This is a genomic window from Chryseosolibacter indicum (assembly GCF_018598585.1).
In the GTDB taxonomy this organism is placed as follows: domain Bacteria; phylum Bacteroidota; class Bacteroidia; order Cytophagales; family Cyclobacteriaceae; genus Chryseosolibacter; species Chryseosolibacter indicus.
In genome coordinates, this window is sequence record NZ_JAHESD010000046.1 from 36,831 (window position 1) to 49,567 (window position 12,737).

Annotated in this window: 9 protein-coding genes; 3 read left to right on the forward strand and 6 right to left on the reverse strand. The window is 39.8% G+C overall.

Annotation, left to right across the window (positions count from 1 at the left end; all coding sequences use genetic code 11):
- Positions 1-39: 39 nt before the first annotated feature.
- Together KK060_RS17480 and KK060_RS17485 are read left to right on the forward strand one after the other, a co-directional pair.
- Complete coding sequence (locus tag KK060_RS17480) at positions 40-1,107, forward strand: N-acetyltransferase DgcN family protein (RefSeq protein WP_254155062.1); 1,068 nt, start codon at positions 40-42, stop codon at positions 1,105-1,107.
- A 5-nt stretch (positions 1,108-1,112) separates the two neighbouring features.
- Positions 1,113-2,186: a mandelate racemase/muconate lactonizing enzyme family protein gene (locus KK060_RS17485; RefSeq protein WP_254155063.1), complete on the forward strand. Its 1,074-nt coding sequence runs from the start codon at positions 1,113-1,115 to the stop codon at positions 2,184-2,186.
- Positions 2,187-2,473: 287 nt separating this feature from the next.
- Here KK060_RS17485 and KK060_RS17490 read toward each other — a convergent pair whose 3' ends face one another.
- The 5 genes from KK060_RS17490 to KK060_RS17510 form a co-directional block, all read right to left on the reverse strand.
- Positions 2,474-4,321 (reverse strand): M56 family metallopeptidase, encoded by a 1,848-nt coding sequence (locus KK060_RS17490; protein WP_254155064.1) that lies wholly within the window; start codon positions 4,319-4,321, stop codon positions 2,474-2,476.
- Positions 4,321-4,704, reverse strand: a complete 384-nt coding sequence (locus tag KK060_RS17495) for a BlaI/MecI/CopY family transcriptional regulator (RefSeq protein ID WP_254155065.1) — start codon at positions 4,702-4,704, stop codon at positions 4,321-4,323. Before KK060_RS17495 ends, KK060_RS17490 begins: the two co-directional genes overlap by 1 nt.
- 123 nt (positions 4,705-4,827) lie before the next feature.
- Positions 4,828-6,048 carry a porin gene (locus tag KK060_RS17500; RefSeq protein ID WP_254155066.1) on the reverse strand — a complete coding sequence of 407 codons (1,221 nt, stop codon included), beginning with the start codon at positions 6,046-6,048 and terminating at the stop codon, positions 4,828-4,830.
- 109 nt (positions 6,049-6,157) lie between these two features.
- Entirely contained in the window at positions 6,158-9,562 is a 3,405-nt protein-coding gene (locus KK060_RS17505; RefSeq protein WP_254155067.1) for a PAS domain S-box protein, read from the reverse strand.
- A 289-nt stretch (positions 9,563-9,851) separates the two neighbouring features.
- Positions 9,852-10,472, reverse strand: a complete 621-nt coding sequence (locus KK060_RS17510; RefSeq protein ID WP_254155068.1) for a hypothetical protein — start codon at positions 10,470-10,472, stop codon at positions 9,852-9,854.
- Positions 10,473-10,550: 78 nt separating this feature from the next.
- Between KK060_RS17510 and KK060_RS17515 the strand changes: the two genes are divergently transcribed.
- On the forward strand, positions 10,551-11,285 hold the full coding sequence (locus tag KK060_RS17515) for a DUF72 domain-containing protein (RefSeq protein ID WP_254155069.1): 735 nt from the start codon (positions 10,551-10,553) through the stop codon (positions 11,283-11,285).
- A gap of 248 nt (positions 11,286-11,533) precedes the next feature.
- Here KK060_RS17515 and KK060_RS17520 read toward each other — a convergent pair.
- The coding region (locus KK060_RS17520; protein ID WP_254155070.1) for an AAA family ATPase at positions 11,534-12,737 on the reverse strand (1,204 nt) is incomplete at its 5' end.

Here is a 12,737-nt window from a genome sequence, read left to right on the forward strand (position 1 = left end):
TCAAATTAATGTTCGAATTTTTAGCCTTTAACACATTCTATGAAAAGCAATGCCATTGTTCTTACTGGAGGTCTACTCGATACTATTAGTGCTAAAACCGCGCATGGGCTAATTCGCGGAACAGATCGATTCTCAATAGTAGGAGTCGTTGATCAGAAATATGCTGGCAAAGATGCAGGCGAAGTACTTGATGGGAGAAGGCGTGAAATTCCGGTATATGCATCTCTTGAAGAATTTAGAAAAGGAGGGCGAGCAGCAACCTATTGCATTGTAGGCGTTGCCACGAAGGGTGGCGTTATTCCTGATTCATTGAGGGTACTTTTAACAGAAGCTTTACAATCAGGTTATGGTATTGTTAATGGCCTTCATGAATATGTTTCGGATATTCCGGAACTGGCACGTCTGGCGCAGGAGAAAGGTTTGGAGATTATTGATGTGCGCAAGCCCAAGAAAATAAAAGATCTTCATTTCTGGTCGGGTAAGATAGCGGAAGTAAAGTGTCCTAAGATTGCCGTGCTGGGTACTGATTGTGCTATGGGCAAAAGAACAACTACCCGCTTTCTAGTAGAGGCTATGCGTAAGGCAGGATACAAAGCAGAGATGATCTATACCGGGCAAACCGGTTGGATGCAAGGTGCCAAGTATGGTTTTGTATTTGACTCAACGTTAAATGACTTTATCTCGGGTGAAATGGAGCATGCCGTAGTAACGTGCTATCACGAAGCAAAGCCGGATATAATCTTTATTGAAGGGCAGTCGTCATTGAGAAATCCAAGCGGACCTGCAGGAGCAGAATGGATTGTATCAGCTGCAGCTGATGGTGTTGTACTTCAGCATAACCCTCCACGCAAGCAATACAAAGACATGGAGTTTTATCCTGCTTACATTCCAGATCCTAAGGATGAGATTGCATTAATAAAGATATACGGTGCCCCTACCGTTGCACTAACCGTTAACACAGCGAAGATGAAAACAGAAGAGGCAAGGGCCTATGCCGAAAAGTATGCTAATGATTTAGGTATTCCTGTTGTTCTTCCGCTGGAGGATGGTGTTGATAGTCTTGTACCTGTTTTTAAATCAATGATCGAGCAGTCAAAAGTAAAATAAAACAGATGCCTAAGATAAAGAATATACAAGTATGGAGTGCTGATTTAGGGAATACAAAGCCTTATACCATAGCTTTCAAAACAGTTGATGAAGTAAAAAACGTCTTTGTTGAAATAACATTGGATAATGGTGTTACAGGAATAGGATCGGGAAACCCAAGTGAATATGTAGTAGGAGAAAACCTGGGACAATGCATAGAAGCATTACAAGAGAAAAATCTTGAATTTCTAATTGGCCGTGATATCTATGAAGTATCGCAATTGCAATATGAGATCGTACAGAAGTTTCCTAAAAATCCTTCAGCACGTGCTGCGCTTGATATTGCTTTGTACGACGTGCTTACAAAACACCTCGACATACCACTAGTGAAGTTTCTGGGTCAGAAGATCAAGACACTGCCAACATCTAATACAATTGGAATAAAGAATGTTGAAGAAACGGTAAAGGAAGCAGGAGAGTATATTCGTAATGGATTTCAAGTACTAAAGGTAAAGCTGGGCAAGAATCTTGAAGAGGATATTGAACGCCTGGTTAAGATTCGTGAAAAGCATGGGGGAGATGTTATTATTAGGATAGACGCTAACCAGGGTTATACTGTAGAGCAGACGATCTCTTTTTATAAAAGAACTGAAACTTTAAACATTGAGTTGATTGAGCAACCACTCCCCGCGAAATCAATACAAGAGATGAAATCTTTACCCGATGAGATTAAGAATGTAATTGCAGCAGATGAATCACTCATTTCTCCTAAAGATGCTATCCAATTAATTAAACCTCCTTACGCGTCCAAGATATTTAATATCAAGCTTATGAAATGTGGAGGCCCTTCTCAAGGATTGAAAATTGCTGATATTGCTTCTTACGAAAATGTTGATTTGTTCTGGGGATGTAATGATGAGAGTATTGTAAGCATTACGGCTGCGCTTCACACCGCGTTCTCTTGCGCTAATACAAAATACATTGACCTCGATGGCAGCTTGGATTTAGGTAACGATGTTGTTAGAGGAGGGTTTATATTGAAAGATGGGATGATGTCTTGTGCTGATAGGCCAGGCCTTGGTGTTGAAAGAATTAGGTAAGACGGCTGTTATTACCTTATCTCTTCTTGATTTTTTATTTATCCCAGTTTACAAGAGAGATGCTTCGTTAAGTGCGTCATTACGGGGACATTAGTAATGGATTTGAGCGTAAGAAGGACGAAGCAATCCCCTTAAGACGAAGTGCATTACTGGATAAGCGTTTCCGTCATACGCCGGAACAGGCGCAATGACGGAACTTTATTTGTAGTACTGCCATCGCGACTGTTCTGGCGTAATGACATTTTCATTAATTCAGTCTTTCTTACTACAATAATGGTAAGATCAAACTATTCCACATGCCTGAAATGATACCCATTGCTGTTTTCAAAGAACTTTTCGTGTAATTCGTTATACTTCTTCTTATCCTTTTCCTTTATGGTTATGTCATTAATCCTGATTTCACCATTACTCCATTCCATTTTATTTATTTTCTCGTCCTTTTTAAGATAACCATCTTGAACAAGTTCTTTCTGTATCTCGTCTTGAAATGCATGCATGTTGTCTTCTAGTTCACGAAGGTTATCGTTCAGGTGTTTCATATCTATATCAAGATCTTTTAGATGCCCGTCCTGCAACGTCATCAGTTGATCCTGAAGCTGTGAGTGCAGCGCTTCGTCTATTATTTCAGCGTGGTTTGCCATTGCCAAACCATGTTGTAATTCCGTAGAAATTTCTTTCTCTATGATGGCATTGATATCTTGTGTTAGGGATTGCAATTTTTCTTGCTGCAATTCGAAATCTTTAAAGTGCTCTCTTATGCTCTCTTCTATTTGTAAACTTATATCGTCCAGGTTTCTTGTGTAGGGACGACCCGGTGCAGGTATAGTATCGCCATCAAAGAACATGGATGGTAACATGGCATGGAAATCAGGAATGGCTGGAATAGGGGGAATAACAAAATCAATTGAAGGAACAGGAGGAATAGGATCTAAAGGCTGCGGTGCAAACATTTCTCTCTGACTTTCATCTCCTTCAAAATTTTCTACTACTTCTTGCTTTGGATCGCCGTTCTCGTCTATCGTAGTAATGGTTCTTTTGCTGTACCTTGCTGCCTTGCTCTTACCCTTAATAGTTGTGTCTTGAGCAAGTGAATCTTCTTCTTTATTAATCGTTTTGCCTGTTTGAATAGAAATCCATGAGGCGCAAATTAATCCAACTACTAACAGAATAGCAGGTATAATACGACTGCTTTTGGTGGGTTGTTGAAAGGGCTTTTCCATAATTCTTTTAATTCTTGTTAATAACTCATTTTTATTTTCTGCCAGTGATACAGCAAAAGTCGTTTTGTGTATCTCGGCTTCCTGAAGTGTGGCTAGTGCTCGTGCATAGGCAAGTTTATTTACCTGATTTAAAACAACGGTATCGTCGCAGCAATACTCTCTTTCGCGTCTTATGATTGAAGACAGTATCCAGACAAATGGGTTGAAGAAGAGAACTATTTCGATAATGGATTGCAGTACATTCACGAGGTAATCATATCTTTTAATGTGCGCCAGTTCATGAATGAAGATCGCCTCTACCTGTTCTATCGTCATGCCCGATAACATCCCCACGGGAATAAGAATTACTGGCTTAATAAAACCAATAACCATAGGGGAGTGAATAATATTAGATTCTGCAAGTTGAACGACACGCTTAATATTCAGCTTAATTGCCAGCGCTTTCAGTCTGTCACTCCATGCGTTGTTTAAGGCAATTGCGCTGGAAGTTATTCGCCTTAGATAGAACCACCCTGCCAAAAGTCTCAGAGAAAGTAATAACGTCCCAACTAACCATGCAATAACCACAACATGCATGTTGGATTCTATAAAACTTAAAAGAGAAAAAGAATCACTTGCGGTAGAACCTACTTGAATAGTGGCAGACGAAATAGAAGAAAATTTTGCTTGATCAGGAGCAGCCGGAGTACTGTGCCTCTCTGAAGTTAAGATCAAGAACGTGGCTAAACCTGCAACTAAAATAAAAACTAAACTGACGGAGGCTATGATATATCGCCTGGTTGAACTGTAAGTAAATAGCTTTAGAAGTGAAGCTGTAAGCCCTACAATAATTAACGATTGCCACAATGAATGAATCAACGTCCATCCGAAAGCACCAACCAAATTTGAAGAGAAGAAATGGTTAGCAATATTCATTATTCACCTCCTTCTAGTTTTTCAAGATATTTTTTAATAAGATCTAGTTCTTCCTTTGATGATTTTTGATTACCCAGCGCACTCATCACTAATTGAGCTGCAGAGCCCTGAAAAACGGTATTAATAATCTTATCCAGCATTTGTTTTTGCGTACTCTCTTGCGTGATGACTGCCTCATAAAGATGAAGTTTCCCGCTTTTTTGGCGTGTTACTAATCCTTTTTCATGCATGATCTGCATTAACTTCAGGATTGTGGTATATCCGTTGCTCTCTTCTCCGCCGAGCGCTTCATGAACATCTTTAACTGCCACGGCCCCCTGCTGCCAGAGCACCTGGAGGATTTCAAGCTCTTTTTCTGTAGGTTTTATGTTGGATATAGTCATATACGAATTTTTTCGTAATACAATCTTAACCGGTTTAACGGAGAAAGACAATTATTGTTACGAAAAAATTCGTATTAGTTGGAGAAATGATGAAAGAGACTTAAAATGAAGAACTTAGCTTGGTTAAATTCCAAATTCGATCTGGAATCGCACGATATAGCTGCCGGTGTCTTCCGTATCATTCAACCAGTTATTGTTTTCGTAGGTTAGCTCGGACTGCAGTTTTACGCGATGCCCACGTAAATACTTGGTGAAGCCAAGCGTGTACTGTTCTACAATCTCTTCGATTTCAATTAAATCTTCATCCGGTTTAACACGTGAGTAGCGGCCAATTACCTCAAAATTGTTTTTAAATAAATAGCTTCCCTGGTAGTTCTCACCATGTCCTACATAAACATGGCGTTGCTCTCCGGCATCATTTACTGTAATGGGATCGTTGGCATTACGCTTAATAAATTCACTTGCAAATGCCCAGCCATTGTATTTAAAGAGGAAGTCCGCCATATAAGTTTGAATATCTCTTGGCGCAAAAAGAAACTTTCCAAGTTGCCCTCCAGTACGAATTGCATTTTGGTTGTTTGAGTAGCTTAAACCCAGCGATACTTTAGGCTTTGATTCTCTTGCCAGATCGCCTTCAAAGTAGTCTCCATTGTTGGTAAACGTACCTAGGGGCAGAAATTCTATTCTTCCGGTATAGGCTAGCCCGCGGTCTGATGAATTAAAGTTCCTCCCTTCTCCTGAACTGATCGCCCCGCGCAATACATAATAGAGCGAGCTTATACTGTTGTTATAATATAACTGCAAACCAAAGTCGCGATCGATATTAAAAGTAGAATTTACAATGGAGCGATCTGGTAATTGAAGATCTCCTGATGAATTAACACGCTGCCGGTTGCCTGGCAGTTTTGTTTGTCCCAATCCAATGGTGAAATGTTTATTGAAGTTATAAAGCACCATGGCATCCCTGACAACGTTGGGAAACCCTGTGTCGTCATAATCCATATCTGAGCGCGTGAATGCTAGCTGTATAACATAGTTAAGCTTTTTGGTATATACAAAGCCGTCAAACCTAAGACGAAGTCTTCTTATCCTTGCTTCAACTTCACTTATATCCAGGTTACTCTCACTTTTGGTACGCAATCCCAGCCGATTTTGCATTCTAAACCTGATATTCAATTGAAAAAGGCTATCAGGAGATGTTATGCCCAACCCTTTCCCATAAGTAAAGTAGGGAATGGTACTTTGTGTTTGAGAAAAGCCGTTAAAATGAAAAATTAATCCTAAGAAAGTTAAAGCTAAAAGCGTTTTAGATACTTGTGATAAGGATTTGTTGGGACAGGGCATTGGTTCTGTTTTAATCCGCAAAACTAATGTCTTAACCTAAAAATAAATCCTTATTTGAAAAGATAATTATTGCTTTAAAAAACTGCTTTTCTAATTTACCTACACTTCCTTAAGCCCGCTCTTCTTCCAATGACTGAATAATTCGTTTGCTGAGCACGCTAAAGATCTCCTTTTTCTGATTAAGGAGTGCTAAAGAACTGTTATTGATCAGGTCTTTGAGCGCATCAATTACCTCTGTAAACTCCTGATCTCTCAGCATGCTGATTGTTGGTTTTACCTTATGGCAAGTAGTACGATAAATATCGGCGTTATTAGTTTTAATTGATTGCTCAAGGGATTTATCCAACTCTACAATGTTGCTGATAATTAATCCCGCCAACTCGTATTTAAATTCTTCATCGCCTTCAGTGTATTGCTCAAGATTGATCTTTCTTCCCTTTTCTGCCGATACTGCTATATCAGAGGCGCTGAGAAACCTTGATATCTTGGATTGAAGTTCTTCTGGTTGAAAGGGTTTTGTGATAAAGTCGTTCATACCAGTTTGAAGAACTTTAAACTTCACGTCTATCATGGCAGAAGCAGTAAGAGCAAGAATCGGTATTTCTTTAAAGTAAATGTCGTCCAGCGCTCTGATACTTCTTGTTGCTTCGTAACCATCCATCTCCGGCATTTGCAGATCCATCAGCACTAAACAAAATTGTTTACTCTGAATCATTTCAATAGCCTCTCTTCCATTATTTGCTATATCAGCGGTTAGTCCCCATTTTTTTAAGAAGTTTAAGGCTACAACCTGGTTTACCTTGTTATCTTCAACCAATAATACACGAAGGCCTTTGTTGCTAAAGTCAACGGGTTTATTTTGCGTACTTTGCTTTTCAGAAGAAGTCTGTTCGCCTCTGCTTAACGTTAAACGGAAGGAGAAGGTGGAACCAAAGCCGGGAACACTGGTAACATGAATACTGCTATTCATGAGATTTAAAAGTCGTTTTGTTATAGAAAGGCCGAGACCTGTACCACCGAATTTGCGTGTAGTATCCGAGTTAGCCTGCGAGAAGCTTTCAAATACGATATTTAGCTTCTCTGATTCAATGCCAATACCCGTATCTTTAACGTTGAAGTGCAAATCGAATTTAGCAGGTTCGCGCTCCGTTCCATCTACCTTTAGTTCAACATACCCGTGTTCTGTAAATTTGATCGCATTACCTACAAGATTGGTGATAACCTGATTTATTCTTACCGGATCTCCCTTAAAAATATGTGGGAGTTTTTCATTAAAGGAAAGTACCAGTTTTATTCCCTTTTCTGAAGCTCGATGCTCCAGCATTTGGGTTGTTTTGGTAAGCAGATCTTTAAGATTGAAATCAATATTTTCCAATTCTATCTTACCCGCTTCAATCTTGTTGAAATCAAGAATATCATTGATAATGGTTAAAAGATTCTCTCCAGAGAATTTCAACAGTTTCAGATTTTCAAGCTGGTCATGACGAGGAGTTTCCTGCAGCAATAGATTAGAAAGCCCTATGATTGCATTCATCGGTGTTCTTATCTCATGACTCATCATAGAAAGGAACTGACTTTTTGCGCGCGTAGCTTCTTCTGCTTTTTCTTTTGCACGTGTTAGCTCAAGCTCAGCTGTTTTACGGGCTGTGATATCTCTGTTAACAGTTTGTATGGATTTTACCTTACCACTGGAATCATAGTTTAAATTAGATGATGATTCAATCCATACGTAAGTCCCGTCTTTTCTCCTTAGCCGGAAATGAGGTGCATAATTACTTTTTGGTGCTGCGCCAACTATTCTTTTTGGTCCTTCAAGTTTTGACGAATCCTCGGGATGCACTAATGAAGAAAAGTGTTTTCCTACAAGTTCTTCGGGTTCATATCCCAACATTTTTCTTACGCCTGAAGAAACATATTCGCATTTATTATCAAGACTCAGTATGGCTATTACATCATGAGAGTTTTCAGAGATTAAGCGGTAGAGGCTTTCAGATTCAACCAGTTTATGTTGTGCTTCTCTTAACTCGGTTATATCAGTCATGGTGCCCACAAAATCTGTACGTTCACCCTCAATTTGCACCTTCACAGCTTTGCTATTCACCCATCTGATTCCTAACGTCGGGTTAAGGAATCGGAACTCCTTGTCAAATGGCTTGCCGTTATTTACATATTCAGCCCATGCATTAAAAACTGCATCTTTGTCTTCACTGTAAATAGCATTGCCCCAACCACTGCCGTAAGCATCTTCCGGATTCATTCCAGCGATTTCAGCCCACACTTTATTGACATACGTACAAAAGCCCTTGTCATCGGTCTGATAGATTCCTACAGGCGCGTTATCTGCAAGTACTCTGAACTTACTCTCACTTTGAAGCAGTGCAATCTGTGCTTCTTTTATATCAGAGATGTTTCTTGCAATAACACTTACGCGCCATACCCAATCATTGTTATAGAACATCCGCACATTTTGACCAACCCAGATCTGTTTACCTGATGCTGATATGATGAGAAGTTCCAGATAACTAAATTCTTTCTTCGATTTAAGCTGGTCTTTGTAGAACTGAACTGTTTGGCCAACAAACTCCGGATGGATGATCTCCCAGTATTTCTTTTGGAGAAGTTCGGCTTTAGAGTACCCTGAAACGCGTTCAAGCATCGAGTTGACGAAAGTAAACTGACCGTTTTCGTCAAGTTCGTATATCATGTCAGTCGCAGACTCAATCACTTCCCTATACTGCCTTTCACGAGACTCTATTTGCCCTTGCAGTTCAGTAACGTACTCAAGGTTACTTCGTAGTTCTTCTTCTGTGGCTGTAAATTCTTCATTCGTTGCACTGAGCTCTTTGTTAAGTTCAACTAGTTTAAAGCTGTTATCCTCAACCTCGTGAATCATCGGTAGAAACAGGAGAAAGAATTCGAGGAAAAGAATAACGATGGAAGCCACTGCCAGCAGCAGTTCCACCCGCTTAATATTTTGTAACTTTTCCTCTGCTTCAAACTGATACGTCGACACCGTTTTTTCCATCAGTGTCAGAAATTGCATTTCGTGCTGAGATATTACCTCAATTGTTTCATACAAAGTCGCTGAATCAGGATTATTATATAGCTGCTTGCAGGCTGAAATGATAGAATAAAGCGGCAGATTAATGGCTGTTAACAACGAATCTATTTTAACACTTCGCCTGTCAGTGACCCCAAACTCATTACTTCCTTTGAGTAAGCTTGAATGTACTTTTTCACAAACGCGGGTAACATTTCGCAATGTATCCAACTTGCTTCTGTCAATGCTGCCCTTTTTGTCCATGTCAAGCTCCATGTAAAGGACAATTTTGGAGATACGTTGACTTAGCATTCTTTGCTTTCCGGCAAGGTTAATCAGGTTGGCATCCTCATTCTTTTCATTCAGATCATATTGAATGATGAGGTGGCTGGTAATTATGGTAAGAAGAATAGTTCCACCGAAAAGGAGGTATTGCTTTTTGAGCCTTTTAAGCTTGTCTACTAATGGGATCATGAGAAGGGAAACAGTAATCCAAGGTACATCGGTTAACTACTGCTTTTCTTACAATTTTGCTCCTAATCTTTCATGTATATATAATCGTCCTTTCTAAACCGATTATTGATAATTAAAAAACGAAAAGGCGCCACGTCGGCGTTGGTTTTAAATGGTTTTTCAAATCATTACCATTAGTTACCACCTAACTGGTACTGTTTTATTGATTATTCAGCTCTAAAAAATAAAAGGGAATCAACTAATGTCAATTCCCTCTGTTCTTGTTCTTAGCGAAGCAAGAAGTAGCTACTCAGCTTTCCTGTTCTATTAATCCTTTTACCAAACTATTCCATTGAGCATTTGAAAGGCCAAAGATAGCAGTAACGCCAACTATCGCATTTCTTACCTTATCAATAATGTTATCAGTAGAGGTGTTAGGCTTTTCGTTCCTCCCGAATACTGCTGCTGTTACTTCTAAACCCTTACGTTCTACCACAAAGGTACTTGTTGCTTCATTCTCGAAGAAGTGCGCAACGTTGTCCCCTTTTTCTTTAGGATTTTGCGTTGGCCGCACACGGATAGCAGCACTCTCATAGGGGCCAGTAGAGTCACTTTGATCTTCTATTGCTTCAATGTATACCCAATCATGTCCTTTTCCTTCGGTCGGTCCTGGTGCAGGTAAATCTATTTGAAAGTAATCTCCTTTTTCTGCTGTTCTGTTTACCTGATCACCGTTGCCATCTGTAATGGAAAAAGTTGCTGATGCGGGACCACACAGTTCATGCCATCTGTTTACATCATATAAACGATTGCGCGCAATAACAAAAAGTTTTCTGGCAGCATCTTCGTCAATCGCCACTACCGTATGTGTAATGTCTTTCTTTCCCCCCTCGTGTTGCTGCGGTACTATTTTTTCTTTAATGTCCTGCATTGCATTTAGTTTTATGGTTTTTATAAAATTTAGATGCCCGAGCAAACCGAACTTTGAGTTTTTATCGTTTATTTGAATATGCAGCAGTGGAAAATAGGTTGTTCAGGATATCATTACATCGATTGGAAAAGAATTTTCTATCCTGAAAATATTGCACAAAAAAAATGGTTCGAATATTACAGCGAGCATTTTAACTCCCTTGAACTTAACGTTACGTTCTACCGGTTCCCGAGGCTGCATTTTCTTCAAGGTTGGTTTAAACGCAGCCCTGATAATTTTTCCTTTTCTGTTAAAGCACCGCGTTTAATAACGCACTATAAAAAACTGAACGAGGCTCAGGAAGCACTGCATAATTTTTATGATGTTGCCAGAAATGGTCTTCAGCATAAATTAGGATCTGTACTCTTTCAATTTCCTTCTTCGTTTGTTTTTGAAGAACATCGTCTTGAAAGAATTATAAACCTGCTCGATCATTCCATGCAGAACGTAGTTGAATTTAGACATGAATCATGGTGGCAGCAGAAAGTGTTCGATGCCTTTGCTCAAAATAATATTACTTTTTGTGGTATAAGCCATCCACAGCTTTCTGATAAAGTAATTAAGACTTCTGACATTGTATACTATAGATTTCACGGAGTTCCCCACTTATATTCTTCACGATATGATATCCAGGATCTTGAAAGGGTGGCATCTGAAATTCAGAGCATGGAAGGCGTGCGGGAATCTTTTATCTATTTCAACAACACCGCAGAAGCTACAGCAGTTATTAACGCAAAACAATTTCAGGAATTGTGTGAAGTTGTTTCTAAATAAAAACGTCCTGATTATTCACCAGGACGTTTAACCAAACCACCTCACTTATCAACACATCTCTCTCTTTCCAGGGAAGGAAAGATATCCTTAAACCTATTACTATAACGGATATACTTCGCTAATCGTTCATTCCTAACAATATTCTAATCTTAGATTTTTAATGTTTTTGTCTGAGGCTCTATGAAAACTACGTCAAATAAAAAAAGAGGCTGGCAATAGCCTCTTTTAACGAACAAGAATAATAATTATTATAAAATTTCTACGGCCTCTACGTTCTCGAACACAAATTCATTTTCATTCTTCAGATCAATGAAGATCACAGAATCTTTATGAATTTTCCCTGCGAGAATCTGCTTCGACAGCTCGTTAAGCAACTCGCGTTGAAGTACACGTTTCAGTGGCCTTGCTCCGTATTGCGGATCAAACCCAAGCTTTCCTAGTCTGTCTTTAGCATTATCAGAGAGATCGATTCTTACTCCAGCCTCGGCTAGACGCTTTTTAATCAGCTCAACCTGTATATCAACAATTTTGCGTATGTCTTTCCGGCTTAACGGACGGAACATAATAATCTCGTCAATACGGTTAACAAATTCTGGTCGTACTGATTTTCTCAGTAAAGTTAAAACTTCTTCTTTCGTACTCTCCAACACATCAAAGTAGTTGACGTCCGTAATCTTCTCAAAGTTCTCCTGAATGATGTGAGAGCCGATGTTGGTTGTCATGATAATGATCGTGTTCTTGAAGTTGGCAACACGACCTTTGTTGTCGGTTAACCTTCCATCGTCCAGAACTTGCAGCAAGATGTTGAACACATCCGGGTGCGCTTTCTCAATCTCATCAAGCAGAATGACAGAGTATGGTTTTCTACGAACCGCTTCAGTAAGTTGTCCGCCTTCATCATATCCCACATATCCCGGAGGGGCACCAATTAAACGGCTCACGCTGTGGCGCTCCTGGTACTCACTCATATCAATTCGCACCATAGCATTGTCATCATTAAAGAGATAGTCAGCCAGTGCTTTGGATAATTCTGTTTTACCAACCCCCGTTGTTCCCATAAAGATGAACGAACCAATAGGGCGTTTAGGATCTTGCAACCCTGCGCGACTTCTGCGAACAGCATCGCTTAATACCTGGATTGCTTCTTCCTGTCCGGCAACTCGCTTGCTCAGTTCTTCTTCCAGGTGAAGTAGTTTTTCTCTTTCACTCTGAAGCATTTTTGAAACAGGAATGCCCGTCCACTTCGCAACAACTTCTGCGATGTCTTCACTATCTACTTCTTCTTTTAGCAACGAGTTCTCACCCTGCATCTCCTTCATCTTCTGCTGAAGTTCATTCAGTTGTTTTTCAGCTTCCAGTATTTTGCCGTAACGGATCTCCGCCACCTTTCCATAATCACCTGCCTTCTCCGCTTGTTCTGCTTCAAATTTCAGACGGTCGATGTTCTCTTTG